The 23,746-nt window shown below is 47.1% G+C and carries 24 protein-coding genes and 1 tRNA gene; 12 read left to right on the top strand and 13 right to left on the bottom strand.

The window, feature by feature from the left end:
- Nucleotides 1–126: 126 nt before the first annotated feature.
- Nucleotides 127–909 (bottom strand): 4Fe-4S binding protein, encoded by a 783-nt coding sequence (locus tag B5F91_RS09270; RefSeq protein WP_087428814.1) that lies wholly within the window; start codon nt 907–909, stop codon nt 127–129.
- Nucleotides 910–1,199: 290 nt separating this feature from the next.
- Here B5F91_RS09270 and ruvB point away from each other — a divergent pair, with 290 nt between their 5' ends.
- Both ruvB and B5F91_RS09260 read left to right on the top strand, forming a co-directional pair.
- On the top strand, nt 1,200–2,225 hold the full coding sequence (ruvB, locus tag B5F91_RS09265) for a Holliday junction branch migration DNA helicase RuvB (protein WP_087428813.1): 1,026 nt from the start codon (nt 1,200–1,202) through the stop codon (nt 2,223–2,225).
- A 160-nt stretch (nt 2,226–2,385) separates the two neighbouring features.
- Nucleotides 2,386–3,852, top strand: a complete 1,467-nt coding sequence (locus B5F91_RS09260) for a polysaccharide biosynthesis C-terminal domain-containing protein (RefSeq protein WP_087428812.1) — start codon at nt 2,386–2,388, stop codon at nt 3,850–3,852.
- Between the two features lie 130 nt (nt 3,853–3,982).
- Here B5F91_RS09260 and B5F91_RS09255 read toward each other — a convergent pair whose 3' ends face one another.
- The 9 genes from B5F91_RS09255 to B5F91_RS09215 form a co-directional block, all read right to left on the bottom strand.
- Nucleotides 3,983–5,839 (bottom strand): DEAD/DEAH box helicase, encoded by a 1,857-nt coding sequence (locus tag B5F91_RS09255; protein WP_087428811.1) that lies wholly within the window; start codon nt 5,837–5,839, stop codon nt 3,983–3,985.
- Nucleotides 5,840–6,039: 200 nt separating this feature from the next.
- On the bottom strand, nt 6,040–6,252 hold the full coding sequence (locus tag B5F91_RS09250; RefSeq protein WP_087428842.1) for a helix-turn-helix transcriptional regulator: 213 nt from the start codon (nt 6,250–6,252) through the stop codon (nt 6,040–6,042).
- Between the two features lie 5 nt (nt 6,253–6,257).
- A complete protein-coding gene (locus tag B5F91_RS09245; protein WP_087428810.1) occupies nt 6,258–6,494 on the bottom strand; it encodes a hypothetical protein in 237 nt (78 codons plus the stop codon).
- Between the two features lie 13 nt (nt 6,495–6,507).
- A complete protein-coding gene (locus tag B5F91_RS09240) occupies nt 6,508–6,960 on the bottom strand; it encodes a DUF2975 domain-containing protein (protein ID WP_087428809.1) in 453 nt (150 codons plus the stop codon).
- Between the two features lie 176 nt (nt 6,961–7,136).
- Nucleotides 7,137–7,370, bottom strand: coding sequence for a hypothetical protein (locus B5F91_RS09235; RefSeq protein WP_144025096.1), 234 nt, complete (start codon nt 7,368–7,370; stop codon nt 7,137–7,139).
- Nucleotides 7,371–7,381: 11 nt separating this feature from the next.
- Entirely contained in the window at nt 7,382–8,032 is a 651-nt protein-coding gene (locus B5F91_RS09230) for a DUF2975 domain-containing protein (protein WP_087428807.1), read from the bottom strand.
- A gap of 19 nt (nt 8,033–8,051) precedes the next feature.
- Nucleotides 8,052–8,666 carry a DUF2975 domain-containing protein gene (locus B5F91_RS09225; RefSeq protein ID WP_158099909.1) on the bottom strand — a complete coding sequence of 205 codons (615 nt, stop codon included), beginning with the start codon at nt 8,664–8,666 and terminating at the stop codon, nt 8,052–8,054.
- 101 nt (nt 8,667–8,767) lie between these two features.
- Nucleotides 8,768–9,610, bottom strand: a complete 843-nt coding sequence (locus B5F91_RS09220) for a type II CAAX endopeptidase family protein (protein WP_087428805.1) — start codon at nt 9,608–9,610, stop codon at nt 8,768–8,770.
- Between the two features lie 46 nt (nt 9,611–9,656).
- A complete protein-coding gene (locus tag B5F91_RS09215; RefSeq protein WP_087428804.1) occupies nt 9,657–10,073 on the bottom strand; it encodes a DUF3836 domain-containing protein in 417 nt (138 codons plus the stop codon).
- Between the two features lie 429 nt (nt 10,074–10,502).
- On the opposite strand from B5F91_RS09215, the gene B5F91_RS09210 reads away from it, so the two are divergent.
- From B5F91_RS09210 to B5F91_RS14945, 4 genes are all read left to right on the top strand, one after another.
- Complete coding sequence (locus B5F91_RS09210; protein ID WP_087428803.1) at nt 10,503–12,611, top strand: glycoside hydrolase family 97 protein; 2,109 nt, start codon at nt 10,503–10,505, stop codon at nt 12,609–12,611.
- A gap of 108 nt (nt 12,612–12,719) precedes the next feature.
- Nucleotides 12,720–13,085, top strand: coding sequence for a helix-turn-helix domain-containing protein (locus B5F91_RS09205; protein ID WP_087428802.1), 366 nt, complete (start codon nt 12,720–12,722; stop codon nt 13,083–13,085).
- A gap of 12 nt (nt 13,086–13,097) precedes the next feature.
- Nucleotides 13,098–13,343 (top strand): hypothetical protein, encoded by a 246-nt coding sequence (locus B5F91_RS14950; RefSeq protein ID WP_144025095.1) that lies wholly within the window; start codon nt 13,098–13,100, stop codon nt 13,341–13,343.
- A 6-nt stretch (nt 13,344–13,349) separates the two neighbouring features.
- Complete coding sequence (locus B5F91_RS14945) at nt 13,350–13,565, top strand: hypothetical protein (protein ID WP_144025094.1); 216 nt, start codon at nt 13,350–13,352, stop codon at nt 13,563–13,565.
- On the opposite strand, the gene B5F91_RS15205 is transcribed toward B5F91_RS14945, so the two are convergent.
- The gene (locus B5F91_RS15205; RefSeq protein WP_158099908.1) at nt 13,546–13,884 is read right to left on the bottom strand and encodes a hypothetical protein; all 339 of its coding nucleotides are present in this window, start codon (nt 13,882–13,884) and stop codon (nt 13,546–13,548) included. The genes B5F91_RS14945 and B5F91_RS15205 overlap by 20 nt on opposite strands.
- On the opposite strand from B5F91_RS15205, the gene B5F91_RS15200 reads away from it, so the two are divergent.
- On the top strand, nt 13,790–14,350 hold the full coding sequence (locus B5F91_RS15200; RefSeq protein WP_239416391.1) for a DUF6261 family protein: 561 nt from the start codon (nt 13,790–13,792) through the stop codon (nt 14,348–14,350). The genes B5F91_RS15205 and B5F91_RS15200 overlap by 95 nt on opposite strands.
- 137 nt (nt 14,351–14,487) lie before the next feature.
- Here the strand turns inward: B5F91_RS15200 and B5F91_RS09195 are convergent, their stop codons facing one another.
- Nucleotides 14,488–15,411 (bottom strand): bifunctional riboflavin kinase/FAD synthetase, encoded by a 924-nt coding sequence (locus tag B5F91_RS09195; RefSeq protein WP_087428800.1) that lies wholly within the window; start codon nt 15,409–15,411, stop codon nt 14,488–14,490.
- Between the two features lie 4 nt (nt 15,412–15,415).
- Nucleotides 15,416–18,061, bottom strand: a complete 2,646-nt coding sequence (locus B5F91_RS09190; protein WP_087428799.1) for a calcium-translocating P-type ATPase, PMCA-type — start codon at nt 18,059–18,061, stop codon at nt 15,416–15,418.
- Between the two features lie 162 nt (nt 18,062–18,223).
- Between B5F91_RS09190 and B5F91_RS09185 the strand changes: the two genes are divergently transcribed.
- The 5 genes from B5F91_RS09185 to B5F91_RS09165 all read left to right on the top strand — a co-directional run bounded on the left by B5F91_RS09185 (nt 18,224) and on the right by B5F91_RS09165 (nt 23,692).
- Nucleotides 18,224–18,297, top strand: a tRNA-Ile gene (locus tag B5F91_RS09185).
- Nucleotides 18,298–18,464: 167 nt separating this feature from the next.
- Nucleotides 18,465–19,595, top strand: a complete 1,131-nt coding sequence (locus tag B5F91_RS09180) for an N-acetyltransferase (protein ID WP_087428798.1) — start codon at nt 18,465–18,467, stop codon at nt 19,593–19,595.
- A gap of 25 nt (nt 19,596–19,620) precedes the next feature.
- Nucleotides 19,621–21,552: a DNA topoisomerase IV subunit B gene (locus B5F91_RS09175; RefSeq protein WP_087428797.1), complete on the top strand. Its 1,932-nt coding sequence runs from the start codon at nt 19,621–19,623 to the stop codon at nt 21,550–21,552.
- A gap of 82 nt (nt 21,553–21,634) precedes the next feature.
- Complete coding sequence (gene coaD, locus B5F91_RS09170; RefSeq protein ID WP_087428796.1) at nt 21,635–22,093, top strand: pantetheine-phosphate adenylyltransferase; 459 nt, start codon at nt 21,635–21,637, stop codon at nt 22,091–22,093.
- A gap of 12 nt (nt 22,094–22,105) precedes the next feature.
- Nucleotides 22,106–23,692 (top strand): S41 family peptidase, encoded by a 1,587-nt coding sequence (locus tag B5F91_RS09165; RefSeq protein WP_087428795.1) that lies wholly within the window; start codon nt 22,106–22,108, stop codon nt 23,690–23,692.
- Nucleotides 23,693–23,746 lie beyond the last annotated feature (54 nt).

Below are 23,746 nucleotides of genomic sequence, written 5' to 3'. Positions count from 1 at the left end.
GATTCAAGTGGATGTTTTCGGGCGTATGCAATACGCCCCTACAAGATATTTCATTAATGCAACTATCTGCAACGGGCAATCCATCTATCTGAGTTGACCGTTGCAAGTATATGCCTCAGCCTTTGCTTATAGGAACAATTCCGGTTCACGCCTTGCGCTGAAGTTCTCGTGCAAGAAAGCCGCAAACGGGTTATCGTAGATGCGTGCCCCGTTCGGGCAAGCCTTCACACAAGCGCAACAACGGATGCAACGGTTTATATCGGTCTCGATGACGCCCTCCTTATTTATATAAATAGCATGTGTGGGACATACCTCGACGCACTCTCCGCATCCGAAGCAATTTCCGGTGCATACCGGCGCCGAAGGCTTCCCGCTCATCAACGGTTTGTACGGGACATTCCCCTTGACATAAAACGCCGGAATAGGGAGATTTGTTCGCTCCAACTTCGATAAACTTTCTTTTCCGAACTCTCGGGCAATGCCGAGGTCAGCCTCATCGGGCCTGCCCATCGCCACGGGCAAAAGAGGCGTGCTATAGCTATGCTCGCCGATGAAAGCTCCCGCGGATAAAGGCGAGAAACCCAATCCGATAGCCGTATCACGCAATTCCACCAAAGCGTCTTCATAATCGCGGTTCCCGTAAACCGCAACCAATATAACCGGAGCATTCGTCCCTTTCAAGCGTTTCATGCGTTGCAAAGCGATAGGAGCCACCCGCCCGCCATATACGGGCGCGGCAAGTATGGTAAGCGAATCTTTGATTTCGATAGGCGAAGTCCCTTCGTCTAAGGTCAGGTCGGTCTCGATACGTCGCTCCATACCGATGCCTTCACCAATGGCACGGGCTATCTTCTCCGATGTATGGGTGGGCGAGAAGTAAACGATGTGTGTGGTTTGAAATGTAGCCATATCTTCTGTATTCTTAATTTATATCGAACACAGAGAATTTCCGTAAAGAGTCAATGTAGGGGCGTATTGTATACGCCCTGAAAACATCCACGTGGATAAGTGTGCGCATTCGGGCGTATGCGATACGCCCCTACAAGTTAATTAATGAAATGCGGGCATTCATCTTATTTAATGCCGCATCTCTACTCTTTTAAAAGCTCTGTGCCTCCGTGTCTCTGTGTTTTATTCAACAAAAGTACTAAAATAACTCAGATTATTCATTACCTTTGCAAGAGATTCAGAAAGAAATTATGGAAGAACAGTTCGACATACGCGATTATAAGCCTACCGGAAAGGAGCGGGACTTCGAAAACGCCCTGCGTCCGCTCCAGTTTGAAGACTTCAGCGGGCAAGAGAAGGTAGTGGATAATCTGCGCATTTTTGTTAAAGCGGCAAGGCTTCGTGCCGAAGCACTCGACCATGTGTTGCTTCACGGCCCTCCCGGATTGGGAAAGACCACGTTGAGCAACATCATTGCCAACGAATTAGGAGTGGGATTCCGTGTTACTTCAGGTCCGGTATTGGATAAACCCGGTGACTTGGCTGGAGTCTTGACCAGTCTGGAGCCGAACGATGTCTTGTTTATCGATGAAATACACCGCCTGAGTCCGGTGGTGGAAGAATATCTGTACTCGGCAATGGAAGATTACCGCATCGATATCATGATAGACAAAGGACCTTCGGCTCGGAGCATCCAGCTCGACTTAAACCCGTTCACATTGGTAGGAGCTACCACCCGAAGCGGCTTGCTGACCGCTCCGTTGCGGGCACGATTTGGCATCAACCTGCATTTGGAGTATTACGAGGACGCTATATTGACCAATATCATCCTGCGCTCAGCCCGTATCTTAGGCGTGCCCTGCGATAAGGAAGCGGCAGGTGAGATTGCTTCGCGAAGCCGAGGAACGCCCCGTATCGCCAATGCCTTGCTCCGCCGGGTGCGCGACTTTGCACAAGTGAAAGGCTCGGGACGCATCGACTTGAAGATAGCCAAGTTTGCCTTAGAGGCATTGAACATCGACCGTTACGGACTGGACCAGATAGACAATAAGTTGCTTTGTACGATTATCGACAAGTTCAAAGGCGGTCCGGTGGGCTTGACCACGATTGCCACGGCATTGGGAGAAGACCCCGGCACAATAGAAGAAGTGTACGAGCCATTCCTCATCAAGGAAGGTTTCTTAAAACGTACGCCCCGCGGAAGGGAAGTAACCGAACTGGCTTATCAGCATTTGGGCAGAAGCCAGTGGAGTGAACAAAAAACATTATTCGATTAACTTAGAATTTACCGAACGCAGAGACGCAGAAGCGCAGAGAATTATTTTTAGAAGAGGCAAAGCACACAGAGGCTTTATGCTTGCCCCTCCGTGTCCTTTGCTTTCTCTCAACTAAAGACTTTGCGCTTTTGCGTCTCTGCGTTTTATTATAATAAGACTTATGGCTGGACTGAAATCATTGGCTAAAGATACCGCTATCTATGGATTGAGCAGTATCGTGGGCAGATTTTTGAATTATTTGTTAGTACCACTTTATACGGCGGTCATCCCGGCGGCATCGGGCGGTTATGGAGTGGTATCGAATGTATATGCTTATACGGCATTGATATTGGTATTGCTGACTTTCGGTATGGAAACGGGATTCTTCCGCTTTGCCAATAAGACCGATGCCGACCCGAAGCATGTATATGCCAACGCATTATTGTTTGTGGGCGGATTGTCTTTGTTGTTTGTGACGCTTTGCTTGGCGTTCATCCATCCGTTATCCACATTTCTGGAATATCCCGACCACCCCGACTATATCGCCATGATGGTGATTGTGGTGGCACTCGATTCGTTCCAATGCATCCCTTTCGCTTATTTGCGCTATCAGAAGAAACCGATGAAATTTGCGGCTATCAAGCTATTCAATATCATCGGCAATATCGTGTTAAACCTTTTCTTCCTTTTGCTGTGCCCTTATATATATAAGGTGTCACCCGAAGCAATCGATTGGTTCTATCGTCCCGATTATTTAGTAGGCTACATCTTCGTGTCGAACCTCATCATGTCGGCGGTACAGATGTTTTTCTTCATTCCCGAACTAAGAGGATTTTCCTATCGCTTAGACCGTCCGTTGATGAAGCAAATGGTGAGTTATTCGTTCCCTATCCTGATATTCGGCTTGGTAGGCATCCTGAACCAAACGGTAGACAAGATGATTTATCCGTTCTTGTTCGAAGACCGGCAAGAGGGATTGGTGCAATTAGGTATCTATAGCGCGACGAGTAAAGTGGCTATGGTCATGGCGATGTTTACCCAAGCCTTCCGCTATGCCTACGAGCCTTTTGTATTCGGCAAGAACAAAGAAGGCGATAACCGGGAGATGTATGCCAAGGCAATGAAATACTTCTTCATTTTCTCGCTCTTGGCTTTCCTTGCCGTGATGTTCTATATGGATATACTGCGTTATTTGATTGCTCCCGATTATTGGGAAGGGCTGGGTGTAGTGGCTATCGTAATGGGGGCGGAAATCTTCAAAGGCATCTATTTCAACCTTTCGTTTTGGTATAAGCTGACCGATGAGACGAAATGGGGCGCATATTTCTCGATTATCGGATGCGTTGTTATCTTAGTGTTGAATATTTGGTTAGTCCCTCAATATGGTTATGTAGCTTCCGCATGGGCATCGGTTGCCGGATACGGACTGATTACCCTCCTTTCTTATATTATAGGGCAGAAGAAATATCCCGTGGCTTATCCGTTGAAAGACATGGCAATTTATTTGGTCTTTGCCGCCATATTGTATATCATCGCCGAAGAAGTAAGCATTGCGAATGTATTCGGACGCTTGGCGTTCAATACCTTATTAATACTATGCTTCGCCGGATATATCCTGAAGAAAGACCTTTTGAGAGTGAATAGGTAATAGTGTGTAACTAATACTATCATGAAGAAACGCAGATTCGCGCAGATTTTCTCAGATTATTCTTAATTATAAATTAAATCTGCGTAAATCTGCGCGAATCTGCGTTTCCTTATACTAATTAGCTCGTTAACTATTTCCGTTTCTTCTTCTTTTTCCCCCAGCCGGCTTCTTCGCCGAAATCAGGTCCAGAGAAATCATTTTCATGTTGGAAGAATTGCTTCCAGTCGTCTTTACGTTTCGATTTGCGTGCTATTTCGTATTCGGGCTCTTCTCTGCGCGACTTCGACTTTTTAGTCTCTTTTACACGCTTCTTTCCGCCCTTATCACTCTTTCCTTCGTTTTCCGCAGCTACTTCCACTACAACTTTCCGTCCGTTGTAAGTCGCCTTATTCAGTGCTTTAACAACTTTCGGAGCCTGTGCTTCGATAACTTCGAAGAACGAGAAGTTCTGCATCAAGTCGATACGTCCTACTTCGATACGCTCTTTCTTCAAGTTGCGGTTGATAAGCTCAATCACTTGATTGGGGAAGAAACCGTCGGTCTTTCCTAAGTTGATGAAAAGGCGGGTATATCCCTTCTCGGCTGTACGCGAACGTTCCCGGCGTTCGGGACGCTCCCCTTTCTTCTTTTCTTTCTTTTCTTTCCCTTTTTCGTTCGAACTGGGCTGGTCTATTTCCGGCGCGTTCTTGTAATAATCCAAGAAGCGGTTGAACTCCATCGATACGACACGCTTAATCAAGTCTTCCTTGCTCAGCCATTCCAATTTGCGGTAAATGCCCGGCAAGAATGCTTCGATTTCCTCTTCGTCTACCTTTACCTTCTCGATGTCGTCTACCAACTTGATTAATTGTTGTTCGCAGATAGCTTGTCCGGTAGGCAAAGTTTCGATGCTGAATTTCTTATTGAGGATGCGCTCGATTTGCTTCATCTTGCCTTTCTCGCGCAAGTTCATGATAGCGATAGAGATACCGGTCTTTCCTGCACGTCCTGTACGTCCGCTCCGGTGCGTATAGCTTTCAGTATCATCGGGCAAACCGTAGTTGATGACATGAGTCAGGTCGTTCACATCCAGTCCGCGGGCAGCCACGTCCGTTGCTACTAACAATTGCAAATGACGCTGGCGGAACTTCTGCATCACCAAGTCACGTTGCGCCTGACTCAATTCACCGTGCAACGAATCTGCATTGTATCCGTCTTGTATCAGCTTGTCGGCAATTTCCTGCGTTTCCAAACGGGTGCGGCAGAAGATAATGCCGTAAATCATCGGGTAGAAGTCAACGACACGTTTCAACGCCAAGTATTTGTCTTTAGCATGTACAATGTATGCCACATGGTGCACGTTCTTCGTACCTTCATTCTTCGTACCGATGGTAATTTCCTTCGCATCGTGAAGATAAGTCTTAGCAATACGGGAGATTTCCGGGCTCATCGTAGCCGAGAACATCAAAGTATTGCGGTCGGCTGGCACTTTCTCCAAAATAGCATTGATGCTATCGGTAAAGCCCATGTTCAGCATTTCGTCTGCTTCATCCATCACTACGTCACGGATGGTTTCCAGCTTCGCTACTTTTCTCTCGATAAGGTCGATAAGGCGTCCCGGAGTAGCGACAATGATATGTACGCCCTTCTTCAAGCTTTTGATTTGGCTCTCGATGGACGAACCTCCATAAACGGGTATTATCTTCAAGTCGGTGATATACTTCGAATAATCATTCAGGTCACCTGCTATCTGCAAGCAAAGTTCGCGCGTAGGGCAAAGAATCAATGCTTGCGGCACGCGGTTACTTACGTCAATTTTCTGTATCAGCGGCAAGCCAAATGCAGCTGTTTTTCCGGTTCCGGTCTGTGCCAGAGCCACTACATCATTCCCGTTTCCCAACAGGTAAGGAATCACTTCTTCTTGTACCGGCATGGGATTCTCATATCCCATTTCTTCAATCGCTTTGCGTATTTCAGGGGCTACGCCAAGTTCTTCAAATGTCTTCATTTATCTATAATGTCTAATTCGGCTGCAAAGATACAGAGAATTAACGATATAAACAATATAATTAAACGCAGAGACGCAAAAGCGCAGAGTTTTATTTTTTGAGAGAGCAAAGAATCCAGAGAGTGGCGTTTGGCTCTGTGACCTTTGCTTTCTCTCTCTTTATTCCTCCGCGTCTTTGTGTCTCTGCGTTCAATATAAAATCACTCTTCTTCCGCCTGGTATTCCAGTATGTCGCCGGGCTGGCAATCCAGTTCCTTGCAGATCGCTTCCAAGGTAGAGAAGCGCACCGCTTTGGCTTTTCCTGTTTTCAGGATGGAAAGGTTTGCCGGAGTAAGGTCCACCCGCTCTGCAAGCTCTCCTAACGAAACTTTCCGTTTCGCCATCATCACGTCAAGGTTTACTATAATCGGCATAAGCGTTATTGTTTGTTTTCCAGTTTTTTCCACCATTTGGTATAACGGCGGGTTAGTTTATAATAAATCACAGCGACAATATAAATCCAAATGATATTGATGAACGGGAGCCAAATATGATTGGATATCAAGGGGACTATCGCTACAAAATAAATGATTTCGCCAAGAATCAGCGAGGCAATGAGACACAGGAAGATGTAGAATCCTGCCATCACTCGGGTATAGTTGCTTTTCGGTTTCATAGGCGTATAGGGTTTATACGGTTAAGTCTTGTTCCTCCTGCATTCGGATGCCAATCTTGAACATCAACGAAACAAGAACGATGAACAATCCGATGATGATAAGCAACAAACTGGTATCAGTCGGCATCTCAAGGGAGGAACAGTTAATAATGGCATTAATAATCGCGCCGGAAATGACGGTTGAGCCTCCAATGGCAAACAGAATACGTTGGTTAATCGGGCTAAAGACAATACCTTTGCGGACATTGCGTGCCAAAAAGTAGGTCAGGACGGCGATGAAAAACATTGCGTATGCCTTTATGCCCTGCACCAGGGCAAACCAGATGAATGTATCGCTTGCGTCTTTTCCTAACTCGTAGCAGATAGGGAAAAGGTTCGATATACCAAAAAACGTTGCACTAAAAATAGAAAGCACCATCAATGCTTCGCTATATTGCACCAATTGTTTATCGGGTTTTGTTGTCATAAGTTCCTAAGTCTTTAAATGTTTGATATGAATGAATTTATTTGTCATGTTACACTACTTTGATTACGCCCTCACATTTATCTGCTCCGTTGGAACGATTACTAATCGTACCGCCTTCGCAATTATATTCATCAACGGATAGAACCGTTTAACGCATTCGCATCAAAAGCCTGTCCTTATTTCTCTTTCCAAACGTCCCACCACTTGGTATAACGCTTGATTAGTTTATAATAAAGATATTGTATGGCGTATAGCCAAGGGATTACCAGCAGGATGCCCCATACTTGATACTCCGTCCCCCGAAAAAAGGGCAAGAAGATACATTGTATATAAAAGCCTGCCATAAGCATAAAGGAAAGCGCCCAAGTGACAACAATTCCTATTGCGGATTTCAGTTTCTTTACATTCATAATCTCATGCATTATATGGTTAAATCATTCTCTTCTTTCATCTTCAAACCGATTGCAAATATTTCGGCAAACAGCAAAGCGGTGAAGCCAATAAGCAGTGTCGGGTCGGAAAGCTGGAAGGAGATAGAGAAAGAACTGTCTTTCAAGCTGATTACTTGAGAAACCAAGTAATTGTTAATGGCGATTATTGCCGTTGAACAACAGAAGCTAAGGATAAGCGATATTCCCAAGCGGCGCAAGCGTTTCACGTTCGCCCAATCGAAGATGATGTTTCGGTGAATATTCCGAATCATCTTGGCAAACTGGACTATGGCATAAATGAGGCATATTGTCACTACCCAGTCCAATAAAGAAAGGAATATAGAGTCGGTGGCACCGGCTTTTTCATTCGGAATCCCTATCATGCTGATGAATGGAAGAATAGAAACCGAAGAACCGTCTTTCGTATTAATGGCTGTAGTGGTTTCGTTGGTGATAACATCGGTCGGCATTGTGCCAATCAGTTTATAGGTCACGTCAAGCTTTTCCACACCCGCTTTCCCTTGTTCGTATGCATCGACTCCTGCTTTGAAGCCATAATAAAACATATTAAAGACTAAAGACATGGAAATAAGAATGGAGATGACAACTCCTAAGCAAATAAGGTTCAGTCTCTTTTTCATAAAATGCAATGATTGATTATTATATGGTTAAATCGTTCTCTTCCTTAATGCGGACCGCTTGGGCGAAAATCTCGGTCAAGAGGGCAATCACTAACATGAAAGTCCACGAATATTTCAAATGGAACTCATCGAACGCGTAATCGGAAGATACCAACTCGTTCATGGCTGCCCGGTAAAGGATATAACTCTGTAATTCGAACAAGGCGGAAAACGCCATTATCGGATAAATGAAGAAACGCAAACGGCGGATATTTTTCCGAATCAGAATCTCGCCCCTGCCCACCGCTACCAGCAGGCGTATCAGGCAATAAATCCCATAAAAGACGAGCAATGTAACAGGAAAGATAACAAATCCCATGGCGTGCACCCATGAATTATGTTTCACGTAGGTGCTTACTCCGTTCACCTCGCAGGGAACATTCGCCTGCATAGCCTGATTGAACAGACTATCAGACATCCCTTCTTTATAACCTTCTACCGATAAGGATACAGAATTGAAATCGGCAGGCAAAACCAATTGAGAATCGGCTTCGGCATCGTTCCACCCGTCTATGAATCCGGGTATGGCATCTTTGATAAAGTTCCCTATCAGTGCCACTATCACGATAATCCCTAAAATGCGTACTGTTTTCATAAATGAATATAATCTATTTTTTGTAGGGGCGGGGTTTGCCCGCCCAAAACATCTACGTAGATGCATACGGGCGGACAAACCACGCCCCTACAGTTGGTTAATTATGCTTGTTCTTTATCCTCTGAAACAATCACTTCTTCTACCGGAGCGGGTGTTTCTTTCCATACTATCTGATTCGGAATCAGGCGGGTCTTGATGTACCAGATGCTCCAAACGGTCAATACCACGCCTACGATAGCAAGGCTGATAGCTCCGGTCGTACCCAAGGCTTCGGTCATAGTCTCGTCTTTTCCGCCTGAGAGGTGGAAAAGCAACACCGACATACCGTTGTTGATAAAGTGCATCAATATACCCGGAAGAAGGCTGCCCGTGCGGTAATATACCCAGCCGAGTACCAATCCCAAAATGGAAGCGAAAAACATCTGTACGGGATTACCGTGTACGAGACCGAAGATGAGGGCAGATGCCAAAATCGCCCATGCGGGATTCTTCCATTTACGCATTAAGTGCCCTTGCATTCCTCCGCGGAACAGCAGTTCTTCTACAATGGGTGCCATTATTACTATGGAGATGATGCCTAACGGGTTATTCATCGCTTGGGCAAAGAATTCTTCCATCGTATTGGGCAATCCGGTCAGTTCGGTCAGATAATTTGTCCAAAACCCCATGCCTACGATAAGGATAACCGAGACAAGCAACACCTTAGCCGTATTGGGGAAGCTTAAAGATAATTGGTCACGTTTTACATATTTCCAAACCAACAAATGGGCACCTACCGCCATGGTAGAGAGTACTTGCGCCCACATGGTGAGCTGGAACACTTCCGGATCGGATTGGGGGAACTCCAGTGTGTGGTTGGCTATCATATAGCCTCCGGCAAAGATACCGGAGAAAGCGAATGTGTAAAGCAGGTAATAGATAAAAAGTTTAATAACACGTCCCATAATAGTATCTCCTTTATATAATAATTAGGTGAATGAATCAAGTGGATTATCTCTGAACTTCGGTTAATAACAGGTCGCTTTCGGCTTGCTGGTAATAGATGCTGGTCTGGATGTTTTGCGTAAACGCGCCCGAAGCCTTGTCGTATTCGGCATAGTCAATCATATAAATGCCGTCGCCCGGAAGGTAATTCAGCAGGTAAGCGGGTTGCCATGAACGGTTGTCCTTGTTCCAGCGGTAAGCCTTCTTTTCCAAAAGATTGCCATTGGCGTCATACTGGTATTCGTATTTCAGCTTCGGAGTAATCGAAAGCCCGTCGGCATTCAGGGTAGAAACAGTCATCGTGTTTCCGTCTTGTCCGTAAACAAAGGTGTTTTGAGCACTGGCTTCAGCAGCGGTTGTGAAACTCATCATCGTAGTTGCAAAGATAGCGGCAATGGCTTTCATAACAAATGTCTTTTTCATAATCGTATGTCTTTAATGTTTTTATTAATCTGGTTTTGTTCTCTATTTCGATAATTATTTATCGTTTTTCGATATGCAAATGTAGGCATTATTTTTATACTACCAAAGGTTTTCGAGAAAAATTTATCGAAAAACGATAATTTTTTAATGAAATGCGGCTATACGAGCTTATAGAAGGGGTAAAAGAGCATATATTTTCTTCTTTTGCGCCTAAGTGTATTGGCGTTTTCAGTTGTTTTTTATATAAAGAAACGCGTTTATAGCACACAATTGATGTGATGAAAAAAACGCAGATTTCCGCAGATTCACGCAAATTATAATTTAAATAATTAATTCAATCTGCGTGAATCTGCGAAAATCTGCGTTTCAAAATAGAAACACCATACAAACTAATAAGGAGTAAATCTTTACCTAAAAACATACCATTCTATGAAACGATTAAGTATCATTTGCCTGTTTCTGCTTGCTTGGGCAGGAACAATGTTTGCACAGACACTGAAATCGCCGGACGGAAACCTGACTTTGCAATTCCGCCTTTCGGCAGAAGGTACACCGGTCTATTCCCTGCAATACAAAGGGAAAGAGGTTATCAAAGAGAGTAAATTGGGATTCAGCGTACGCCCTGATTATCAATTCGACCGGAATTTCACAATCACCGACACGCAGACTTCGGAAAGCAACACGACTTGGAAACCTGTATGGGGTCAATACAATGAAATCCGTGACCACCACAACGAACTGTTTGTGGCAATGAAGCAAAACGGAACCGGATGGCTACTGAACTTACGCTTCCGCCTGTTCGATGACGGATTGGGCTTCCGCTACGAATTTCCGGTACAGAAAGAACTGCGTCACTTCACGGTAAACGAAGAAGAAACCGAATTCCGCCTGACGGGCGATCACAAAGCCTTCTGGCTTCCGGGCGACTATGATACAAACGAATACCCTACCACGACTTCGAAACTTTCGGAAGTGGCAAGCCTGATAGACAGTGTGCGTCAAGAACCGCTCGCCATTCGTTCCGCTACTCCCAATCTTGCCGTGCAGACCCCTCTGATGCTGAAATCGGATGACGGACTGTACATCAACATCCACGAAGCTGCTTTGGTGAACTATCCTGCCATACAACTGAACTTGGACGACAAGGGATTTGTACTCAGCACCCACCTGACTCCCGACCGCAACGGCACAAAAGCATACGTGCAGACGGGAAGCACTACGCCGTGGCGTACTATCGTAGTAAGCGATGATGCCCGCGACATCTTGGCATCCAATCTGATACTGAACCTGAACGAACCTTGCAAATTGGCGGACACTTCGTGGATTCATCCTACGAAATATGTCGGCGTATGGTGGGAATACTTCACAGGACAAGGCTCGACATGGGCATATACCGACACGCAAGACATCGTCATCGGTAAAACAGACTATACCAAACTGAAACCGAACGGACATCACGGAGCCAACACGGCACACGTGAAAGAATACATCGACTTCGCCTCGAAACACGGATTCGACGCCGTATTGGTAGAAGGCTGGAACGAAGGCTGGGAAGACAATTATGCCTACAGCAAGGAATTCATCTACGACTTCGACAAGCCTTACCCCGACTTTGATGTGGCAGAACTGCAACGCTATGCCAAAGAGAAGGGCGTGAAAATCATCATGCACCACGAAACCACCTCATCGGTAGCCGACTACGAACGCCAGATGCACGATGCCTTCCGCTTTATGAAGAAATACGGATACGATGCCGTGAAGACGGGCTACGTAGGAGGAATCATCCCGCGCAGCGAGCACCACGACGGACAATGGATGGTGAACCACTACAACCGCGTGGCGGAAACGGCTGCACAATATAAGATTATGGTCAACTCGCACGAAGCCGTTCGCCCCACCGGTATGTGCCGCACCTATCCTAACTGGATTGCGCAAGAATCGGCACGCGGCACCGAGTTCGAATCCTTCAAAGGAAACCGTCCCGACCATACCACTATCCTGCCCTTTACCCGCCTGATGGGAGGTCCGATGGACTATACGCCGGGCATCTTCGAAGGCGACCTTTCGCAATACGGCTCGAATCAGGCGAAACTGAGCACCACGTTAGTGAAGCAGCTTGCCCTCTACGTCACGATGTACAGCCCGCTCCAAATGGCTGCCGACCTCTATCAAAGCTACGAGAAGCACCTCGACGCTTTCCAGTTCATCAAAGACGTGGCGGTAGACTGGGATAATACTTACATTTTAGAAGCCGAACCGGGCGACTACATCACCATAGCCCGCAAGGCAAAAGGCAAGAACGAGTGGTACATCGGCGGCATCACCGACGAAAACGCACGCGAAGCTGTCATCGACCTCAGCTTCCTGCCCGAAGGCAAGAAATACGAAGCCACCATCTATGCCGATGGCAAGAAAGCAGACTGGCGTACCAATCCGCAAGATTACGTCATCTCCACCAAGAAAGTCTCAAGCAAAACCGTGCTGAAGCAACGCCTTGCACCCAGCGGCGGCGTAGCAATCAGCATCAAGGAACTGTAATTAGAAAATAGAACACGGAAACAGGCTGTCTCAAAATGAAAATTGAGTATCAAAAAGCAATGTCATCCTGTTTCTATTTTGAGACACCCTCTTTTTTAATTTAAAATTATGACAAAGATAGAAACAAAAGCCCAATACGATTGGGCTGTAAAAAGAGTCGAGGAACTTCTTCCGCTGGTTACGGACGAGACACCTCTCGACGACCCCAACAGCATCGAATTGGAATTGCTTTCCAACCTCGTTGCCGACTACTCGGAAGAGCATTTCGCATTGGGAGAACCTACGCTTGTCGACATCCTCAAACTCCGTATGTACGAAATGGGGCTGAACCAGAAGTCATTGGCGAAATTGATTGGAGTCAGCCCTTCACGTCTGAGCGATTACATCTCCGGGAAATGCGAACCCACACTGAAAGTAGCCCGTGAGATGAGCCGGAAATTAAGCATCGATGCAAACATCGTATTAGGTGTGTGACGCAAGAGAGCCTTGAAGAGGCTCAATGACGCGATTCACGCCTGCCAAGCCCTCGGAAGTGGCAAATCGCACGCGATTCATGTCCGGCAAGCCCTTTTTCGGGAGAAACAAGGGGTGCGGGAAAAGCATAAAGCCGTAGGGGCGTATCGCATACGCCCGAATGCACCCGCTTCTCCGCGTGGATGTTTTCAGGGCGTATGCGATACGCCCCTACAAACTCAAAGAAACAGAGCCTTGAAGAGGCTCAACGATACGTAACCGCTGGTGAGCGAAGCGAACCTGCGGAGTGAGAGCACTACTTACTTATCGGCTTCGAAGAAGTCGAATAACGTTTCGGCAGTGCGATTGGACTTCTTCGAAGCCCTGTTCTTGAGCGCATCTGCCATCCGCAGGTTCGCTTCGCTCACCAGCGGTTACGCATCATTGGACGGTTTCACCGCCCCTGCCGAGTCTTCCGACTCTACAAGTAGAACAATATAACTTTCAAAAAACATATCATTATGGCAAAACAAATCCAATCTTTCGGCATGACGCAAATGACTATCGGCGCATGCAGCAACTTCCATACCACCGCAGTGAAATACATCAACGAGGCGACTCCCGCCGCCCTCCACATCGACGACAAAGCGCCGGCATACACCGACGTCGCCAGCCTGCTGGCGTCTATTGTCAACCGCAAGCGGGCTTTCGTCAGCACGCCGCAGATGCGCGAGGCGGACAAGCTGCGCGACAACGCCACGGGAACTATCAGTCTGGTTATCAACGCATACACCCACTCGGCTGTGGACGAGTGCCGCACAGCCGCCCAGCTGCTCTACCAGCAGATGTCGCCCTACCGGGGCATCGGCAACCATGAATACAACAAGGAAACCGCCGAAATCCGCGGGATGCTGGCAATGCTTGCCGAGCCGGAAAACGCCGCTGCCGTCACCACGCTGGGATTGACCAAAGAGGTGGAAGCCCTGCGCGAGGCGAACGCCACCTTCGAGGAGGCTTTCGACGCCCGCAACGACGAGGTGAGCGCAATGGTCAGCCAAAAGAGCATCAGTTCAGCCGACGCCGTAGCCGAAGCGAACCGCCTCTACCAGGAAATCGCACAGACGGTGAACGCCTACGCCATTGTGCAGCCCACCGAAGAGCTGAACGCTTTCATCGACAAGATGAACGGCTTGGTAGGCTCGCTGGCAAGCGTATCGGGCAGCACTAACGGAAGCGAAGGGCCGGATGTGCCGGAACCGGAGCCTACGGAAAATGAAGAATTATAGAAATGAAATGTAGGGGCGTATCGCATACGTCCGAATGCACCCGCTTCTCCACGTGGATGTTTTCGGGCGTATGCGATACGCCCCTACATTGGCATTTTGCGGACATTTACTTTATTTATTCCCTCTGTGGTGAAAGTCTATCTGCCAAGCAAATGGACGATTGCTTCCTTGTCCCGCTGCAATTGGGAAATCAGGGCTTCGATGCCCTCGAACTTCTGCTCCGGGCGGAGGTATTGCACGAACTCTACACGGAGGGAATGCTGGTACAAGTTGCCCTCGAAACCGATGATGTGCACCTCGATGCTGCGCTCGGTGCCGTTGTCTACCGTAGGGCGATGACCGATGTTCAGCATTCCGGCGTAACGCTTGCCTTCGGCGTAGGCATAAACGGCATAGACCCCTTCTTTCGGGACTAACTTATCCGTGCACGAGGGCTGGAGATTCGCCGTGGGGAATCCTAACTTGCGCCCCACCTGATAGCCGCTCACCACCTTCCCGTCCAGGTAATAGCGATAGCCCAAATAGCGGTTGGCGCGCGCCGCATCGCCCTGTTTCAGCAAGTTCCGAATCAGCGACGAACTGATAGAAACGCCATTCTCTACCAACGCTTGGGCGTGAATGACTTCGATGCCCAACTCTTTCCCGTAGCGGCAATAGTCGTCGAAACCTTCGCTCCGGTTGTGCCCGAAGCGGTGGTCGTAGCCGATAACCAATGCCTGCACGTTGAAGCGGACATGCAGCAACTCCATGAACTGCCGTGCCGAGAGCAGCGACAGTTCGTGCGTAAACGGCAAAAGGATGCAATAGTCTGCATCCTCTTGCTGTAACAAATCTTTTTTCTGGGGAAGGCAAGTGAGCCATTGCGGACGATAATCGCTTTGCATCACCTGCCGGGGATGAACAGGGAAAGTAATCAGTGTGCTCTGCAATCCTCTTGCCCGGGCTTCACGGCGCACCTGCTCTATCAGGTAGCGGTGCCCGCGGTGTACGCCGTCGAAGCATCCGATAGTCGCCACGCAAGGGAGCAACGGCAACCGGCTTTCCTCTGTAATGAATCTCATCGGATTACTTTTTAGCCAAACGTTTGACTCCGCGCCAGATTTCACCTATCCACAACACGAACGAAGTGCCGCCGATGATGTAAAGCCATTCCATGAGCGGAAGCGGCTCGGTGCGGAACACTTTGCCTCCGAAGGTGACAATGATGAATTGTCCGACCAAGATAATCAATGCCACACTCAACATGCCGAGGGCATGGCTGGCGTCCTTGAAAATGGAATGGTTGGTGCCGAATACGCTGGCATTAAACAGGTTCCAGAACTGGAGCATCACGAATACCGTGAAGAAGACCGTAAGGTAATGCACGCTCATTTCGCCGTTGGGCAACAGTCCGCCCGGCAGGTGCTTGAAGCAAGCCAGCATTCCCATCAGTATCACCAAGAAGCCCAAACCGACTCCGAAGATATTGTTGCGCATCGCCGGAGTGATGATAAAGTCGGTGCGCTTGCGCGGCTTTTCGTTCATCACGTCCATGCTGGGCGAGATAGACGCCAATGCCATTGCGGCGAAGGTATCCATAATCAGGTTCACCCAAAGCATCTGTGTCACGGTCAATGGCAACGACGTGCCGAAGAACGCGCCTAACAGTACGCTCAACAACGCCACGACGTTGATAGTCAGCTGGAACACGATAAAGCGTTGGATATTCTTATACAAAGAGCGTCCCCACATCACGGCGGTGGCAATGCTGTGGAAGGAGTCGTCGAGCAAAGTAATGTCGCTTGCCTCTTTCGCCACCGAGGTTCCTGTACCCATCGACAGACCTACTTGCGCGTGATTCAAGGCGGGCGCATCGTTCGTTCCGTCGCCCGTCACGGCTACTACAGCCCCTTTCTGCTGCAACAGCTGCACCAGGCGTTGCTTATCCATCGGGCGTGCACGGCTCATCACTTTCAAGTCGAGCACACGGTCAAGGGCTTCTTCGTCGCTCAATGCGGCAAACTCTACGCCCGTAATGCGGTTGCGCTCGGTGTCTTCGGGCTTCCATAAACCAATCTGGCGGGCAATCTCGGTAGCTGTTCCCGGCGTGTCTCCGGTGACAATCTTCACGCTGATGCCTGCCGACTGGCATTTCTTCACCGCATCGGGCACATCGGGACGTATCGGGTCGCTGATAGCGAAGATGCCTGAGAAGGTCAGCCCGCCTTCGTTCACCAGTTCGGCGCAATCGGTAGAAGCCCCTTCGGGGACAATCTTATAAGCCAGCCCCAAGGTACGCATCGCCTTGTTCTGATAAGCCAAAAGCTGTTCGTTATTCTTTGCTATCTGTTCCGAAGTCAGGTTGCACTTGCCCATTACGATTTCGGGAGCGCCTTTGATGTAAAGCACACGTTTGCCTTGGATAGGCGAATCAACTAACGTTGCCATGTATTTCCGTTCGGTAGAGAACGTCAACTGGTTCACCACTTTGGCGCCTGCACGCAGCGATTCATAATCTTTCCCTTTGCCGTTGAGCCAAAGCAGCAATGCCACCTCAGTAGGATTGCCTACTCCCGACGGCTTCTCGCCTTCGGCTTTCTCTTCGAGGAAAGCGGTCGAATTGGCTGCAATGCCTTCAGCTATCAAGTCGGCTTGTTTTTCGTCCAGTTGAGCGTCATATACCTGCATCAGGTTTTGGGTCAGGGTTCCCGTCTTATCCGTGCAGATAACGGTTATGGCACCCATGGTTTCGCAAGCGTGCATCTTGCGCACCAGATTGTTGGTCTTCAGCATCCGGCGCATATTCAACGCCAAGCTGAGCGTGACACTCATCGGCAGACCTTCGGGCACCGCCACGACAATCAAGGTAACCGCCATCATGAAGTATTTCAATACGATGCGGGCGATATCGAGCCACTGATGCCAGTCGCTCACCGTATTCACCTGTAAATAGGCATACAAGTCTTTTGATGTAAATATAATAAAGGTAAGGGCAGCAATCGTAAACCCGACTTTCCCGATAAGGTCGGCAAGTTTGGTCAACTGGATGTTCAGCGGAGTCTGCTCTTGGCTTTGCTCCGTAGCCTGACGAGCTACTTTCCCGATTTCGGTAGCATCGCCCACGCGCTCTACCCGCATCATGCCGTGACCGTCGGTAATGGTCGTGCCGCGCATCACGCTGTTCGAAGGATAGGTGGCTTCCTCGTCAAAGTCGGCTTCCACCGTTGTCTTGTTCACCATCAATTCTCCGGTCAAGCTCGATTCATTCACCTGAAGCGATACGGCTTCCAGCAAGGTACCGTCGGCTGGCACTTCTTCGCCTGTATTCAGAATAACAATATCGCCTACCACGACATCTTTGCGGGGAATCTCGTGCACTTTCCCGTTCCGGATAACAGTAACCGGCGTCTCTTCGCCCACCGCATTCAGAAGGTCGAACTTCTTGTTCGCGTCATATTCGAAATAGAATCCGATGCCCGTAGCCAAGAAGATAGCGAAGAAAATACCAATGGTTTCGGCATATTCATTCTCAATAATGGAAATGATTAACGAAAATACCGCCGCTACCAGCAATACCCGGATAACAGGGTCTTGAAATTTTTCTAAATAGAGTTTCCACATAGAAGGCCGCTTAGGGGGAGTAAGCAGGTTGACTCCGTATTTCTCGCGGCTGGAGAGAACTTCCTGATCGGTAAGTCCGGTCAAGTGGGGTTCATTTGCTTTTTGTGACATAATGCCTGTTTATTAGTTAATTTTAGTGCCGCAAAAATACAACATATATTGTAAGAACGGATAAAGATTAGTTTTTTTTTCGAAAAAATATGCTCAACTATTGCAAGTCTCACTATAAACCATTACCTTTGCGCTCAGTTTTTAAGGAATACTTTTTGTGTAGGACTTGTAGCTCAGTTGGTTAGAGCAACAGACTCATAATCTGGAGGTCCCAGGTTCAAGCCCTGGCTGGTCCACGAAGAAAATCAAGCACTTACGAGAAATCGCAAGTGCTTTTTTCTTTTTCTGCGTAAACAATAGCTCCTTATTCGCCTTATAATTAAGGAAAAATAGATAGTACTTATACGTTTTCAGATAAAAAATTTGTATCTTTACGCCCTGAAATACATACTTTAACGAACAGATGGCCATTATCATTAAGAAAGTAAGCTCAAAAAAGGAGCTGAAGACCTTTATCCGTTTCAATTACGAGTTATACAAAGGGAATCCCTATTCCGTACCTGATTTGTACGATGATATGTTAGGGACGTTTAGCCCCAAAAGAAATGCGGCATTCGAATTCTGCGAGGCTGATTATTTTCTTGCTTATAATAATAATAAGGTAGTAGGACGTGTAGCGGCAATTATCAACAAGCGTGCTAACGAGACGTGGAACAAGAAAGAAGTCCGTTTCGGATGGATTGATTTCATTGATGACATCGAAGTCTCAGAAGCCTTGCTTGATACCGTAGCCCGTTGGGGAAAAGAACGGGGAATGGAAGCGATGGTAGGACCGTTAGGATTTACAGACATGGATGCGGAAGGCATGCTGATAGAAGGGTTCGACCAGCTAAGTACCATGTCTACCATTTATAATTTCCCGTATTATCCGCAACACCTGGAGAAGTTAGGCTTTGAAAAAGAAGCCGATTGGGTGGAGTTTAAATTGACAGTGCCCGATAAATTGCCCGAGAAGTTTGTACGTATCTCGGAAATCATTCTCCAGAAGTATAAGCTGAGAATAAAGAAATTGAAACGGAAAGAGATAAAGACGAAAAATTACGGTCAGAAGATTTTCGACTTGATTAACGAAGCATACGCTCCGCTTTACGGCTATTCGAAAATGACCCAAAGACAGATTAACCAATATATTAAGATGTACCTTCCGCTCATCGACCTGCGCATGGTGTCATTAGTGGAAGACGAGAACAGCGAACTGATAGCGGTAGGAATTTCGATGCCTTCACTTTCCGAAGCATTGCAAAAAGCAGAAGGAAAGATGCTGCCTTTCGGCTGGTATCATTTGTTGAAAGCACTTTTCTTCAAAAAACCGAAAGTGCTCGACTTATTGCTTGTGGGTGTGAAACCCGAATATCAAAGCAAGGGAGTCAATGCCTTATTGTTCTACGATTTGGTTCCCGTTTACCAGCAAATGGGATTTAAATATGGTGAAAGCAATCCTGAATTGGAATTGAATAAGAAAGTCCAGTCGCAATGGAGTGCATTCGAATCGGTACAGCACAAACGCCGCCGGGCTTATAAGAAAATGTTGTAAGATATAAGCTAAAAACAAAAAAAGCATGGAAGAAGAAAACGAACTGATACAACCTGCCGTTTCTTATACGGAAGAAAATATTCGCCATTTGAGCGATATGGAGCATGTGCGTACTCGTCCGGGTATGTATATCGGACGTTTAGGAGACGGCTCTCAAGTTGAAGACGGTATCTATGTCTTGATGAAAGAAGTGATAGACAATAGTATCGATGAATTCAAGATGGGAGCAGGCAAACGTATCGACATCCAATTGGAAGATGATTTACGTGTTTCGGTCCGCGATTATGGGCGAGGCATTCCGTTGGGAAGCTTGGTTGACGCGGTTTCCATGTTGAATACCGGAGGAAAATACGACACAAAAGCTTTTAAGAAAAGTGTCGGTCTGAACGGAGTCGGTGCCAAAGCTGTGAATGCGTTAAGCACCCGCTTTATCGCACGGAGTGTGCGTGACGGGCAGATGCGCGAAGCTATCTTCGAACGGGGAAACCTGATAAGCGATACAACCACTTCGACTAATGAAGAAAACGGTACGTTTATTTTCTTCGAACCGGACAATACCTTGTTTTTGAATTATCACTTCCGCCCGGAGTTCATCGAGACCATGCTCCGCAACTATACGTACCTCAACACCGGGCTGGCTATTTACTATAACGGGAAACGGATTATCAGCCGCAACGGACTGGAGGACTTATTGAACGACAATATGACCGCTCCGGGATTGTATCCGATTGTGCATCTGAAAGGCGAGGACATTGAAATCGCTTTTACCCATACGGCACAATATGGCGAAGAATATTATTCGTTTGTCAACGGGCAGCATACCACACAAGGAGGTACGCATCAAAGCGCTTTCAAGGAACACATTGCCCGTACGATTAAGGAGTTTTATGGGAAAAACCTTGAATACCAAGACATCCGCAACGGATTAGTGGCGGCTATTGCCATTAATGTTATCGAACCGACCTTCGAGAGCCAAACCAAGATTAAATTAGGGTCGTTGGTGATGGCGCCGGAGAAAGATTCAGACGGTAATCCATACCCCTTGTCGGGAGTGAGTGTCAACAAATTCGTAGGCGATTTCATTAAGGAGAATGTCGATAATTATTTGCACAAACATTCGGATGTGGCAGATATCATGTTGCAGAAGATTCAAGAATCGGAAAAAGAACGCAAGGCAATCGCAGGTGTAACCAAGATTGCCCGGGAAAGAGCGAAGAAAGCCAATTTGCACAACCGCAAGTTGCGTGATTGCCGCATTCATTTGAACGACCAAAAAACCTCAAAGAAAGACGAAGAAAACGACCCACGTCTGGAAAGCTCTATCTTCATCACCGAGGGAGATTCGGCAAGCGGTTCCATTACGAAGAGCCGCGATGTAAATACACAAGCGGTATTCAGCTTGCGCGGAAAACCCTTGAACTCGTTTGGCTTGACCAAAAAAGTAGTATATGAAAACGAGGAATTCAATCTCCTTCAAGCGGCATTGAATATTGAAGACGGACTGGACGGACTCCGGTATAATAAGGTAATAGTAGCCACCGATGCTGATGTGGACGGAATGCATATCCGCTTGCTGATGATAACCTTCTTTCTCCAGTTCTTCCCGGATTTAATTAAAAAGGGTCACGTATATATCTTGCAGACCCCTCTCTTCCGTGTGCGTAACCGGAAGAAGGGAGTATACGAAACGATTTATTGTTATTCGGAAGAAGAACGGCTGGCTGCAATCGAGAAATTAAGCCCGAATCCAGAAATCACCCGATTCAAAGGATTAGGAGAAATATCCCCAGATGAATTCCGGAACTTTATCGGTAAAGACATGCGCCTGGAGCAGGTTTCCCTGCGCAAGACCGATGCCGTAGGCGAATTGCTGGAGTTCTATATGGGCAAGAATACAATGGAGCGTCAAAACTTCATTATCAATAATTTGGTAGTAGAAGAAGACTTAATCAGTTAATAGTGAAGAGTGAATAGTTAATAGTTATTTCCGATGGCTGTTAACCGTTCACTATTCACTATTCATTGTTAATTATTAACTCATGAAAAGAGCAATATTTCCGGGGACATTCGACCCCTTTACTATCGGGCATTATTCGGTTGTGGAACGTGCCTTGACTTTTATGGATGAAATCATTATCGGTATCGGCGTAAATGAAAAGAAACATACGTGGTTCCCGACCGAAAAACGCGTGCGGATGATTGAAAAGCTTTATGCGGACAATCCCCGCATCCGGGTAGAAGCATACGACGGATTGACGGTAGACTTTGCACGCATGCGGGAAGCCCAATTCATAATCCGAGGCATCCGCACGGTACACGATTTTGAATACGAAGAAACGATAGCCGATATTAATCGCAAATTAGCGGGAGTAGAAACTATCCTGCTCTTTACCGAACCGGAACTGACTTCCATCAGCTCTACCATAGTCCGTGAATTGTTGTCGTATGGCAAGGATGTAAGCACATTCCTGCCTGCCGACTTAGACATTAATATATAATTCTTCATTTATATGAAATATATCTTGACTACATTGAGTTGTATGCTTTTTGCACTTTCGCTTCAAGCACAAAACAACAAGCTTTTAAATTCCCCTTCCCGCAAATTGCAATTGGCTGAGTTTGCCATTGCCAACCTTTACGTAGACGAAGTAAACGAAAATAAATTAGTGGAAGACGCTATCATCAGCATGTTGAAAGAACTTGACCCGCATTCCACCTATTCCGACCCTGAAGAAGTAAAGGCTTTAAACGAGCCTTTGCAGGGCAATTTCGATGGCATCGGCATTCAGTTTAATATGGCTACAGATACGTTATTCGTTATCCAGCCCGTATCGGGAGGACCTTCGGAAAAGGTCGGGATTTTGGCTGGAGACCGCATTATAGAAGTGAACGACACCGTAATAGCCGGAGTAAAGATGAGCACGGAAGACGTGATGCGGCGTTTACGCGGCAAGCGAGGCACCAAAGTAAATGTAAAAGTGCAACGCAGAGGCGTATCCGACTTGCTTCCGTTTACCATTACACGGGATAAGATTCCGGTATATAGCCTCGACGCTTCGTATATGGTGAATAAGCATATCGGCTATATCCGTATCAACCGTTTTGCCGCCACCACGGGAAAAGAATTTGCAGACGCTTTACACCGTTTGCAAAAGGCAGGCATGAAAGATTTGATTCTTGACCTGCAAGGCAACGGAGGAGGCTATCTGAATGCAGCCATCGAATTGGCAAACCAATTCTTGGGCAATAATGAATTAATCGTATATACCGAAGGACGCCGGAATCCGCGTGCCGAATTTGAGGCTGAAGGGAATGGAGACTTTCGAGAAGGACGCTTGGTTGTATTGGTAGACGAGTTTTCAGCCTCAGCCAGCGAAATTGTAACCGGAGCGGTTCAAGATTGGGACAGAGGATTGGTGGTAGGAAGACGCTCGTTCGGAAAAGGATTGGTGCAGCGTCCGATTGACTTGCCGGACGGCTCCATGATTCGGTTGACCGTAGCCCGCTATTATACCCCGTCAGGACGATGCATCCAAAAGCCCTACGAAAGCATTGAAGAATATAACCATGATTTGATAGACCGCTATAACCGAGGTGAAATGTTAAGTGCGGACAGCATTCATTTCCCTGATTCACTGAAGTATAAAACCTTACGTTTAGGCCGTACCATTTACGGAGGAGGCGGGATTATGCCCGATTATTTTGTCCCGGTAGATACCACGATGTACACCGATTATTACCTTGCCTTGCGAGATAAAGGCGCGATAGTGCAACAAAACCTGAAATTAGTGGATGTACATCGGGCAGAATGGTTGGCGCGATACAAGGATTTCCAACATTTTGATAAAGAGTTCGAGATTACTCCAGCCATGTTGGACGACCTGAAAACGTTAGGCAAGTCCTTAGGAGCCGTCTATAAGGAAGAAGAATACCAACTGGCTCTGCCTCTAATCAAAGCCCAACTGAAAGCGCTCATCGCCCGTGACCTTTGGGATATGAACGAATATTTCCAAGTCATCAACCGCATGAGTGACACTGTAAACAAAGCGGTAGAGCTATTGGAGCAACCCGGACTGAAATTCCCGGAGCGCAATTAAATCCCCAGTTCGGCACGGATGCGGCTTGCGGAGCGTCCAAAGTTAGTTTTATTT

It is taken from the genome of Bacteroides sp. An322 (assembly GCF_002161765.1).
In the GTDB taxonomy this organism is placed as follows: Bacteria; Bacteroidota; Bacteroidia; order Bacteroidales; family Bacteroidaceae; genus Phocaeicola; species Phocaeicola merdavium.
Note: the sequence above shows the minus strand (reverse complement) of the source record. Positions and strands in the feature narration are given on the sequence as shown.